Genomic DNA, 373 nt, shown 5'->3' on the forward strand with positions numbered 1-373 from the left:
GCGGTGCGCCGCCGCGGGCTCGCGGGCATGTCACTCGGAATCGATACGATCCGCCACTCGTAGCAGCAGGCCACACCCGCCGCTGAGTCGCGCTGCTGATGTCACCTACAAACTCGCGGTGCGCCGCCGCGGGCTCGCGGGTAGGTCGCTCGGTATCCGATACACGCCATCTGTAGCCGCGGGCCGCACCGTCACTGCGGGCACACCTGTCATCGCTGATCGCACTCGCCATCGCGGACCACGCCATCTCGGCAGACCGCACCTGTCATCACAGACCGCACTCGCCATCGCGGACCACGCCATCTCGGCAGACCGCACCTGTCATCACAGACCGCACTCGCCATCGCGGACCACGCCATCTCGGCAGACCGCC

This window comes from Nocardia sp. NPDC102475 (genome assembly GCF_055584605.1).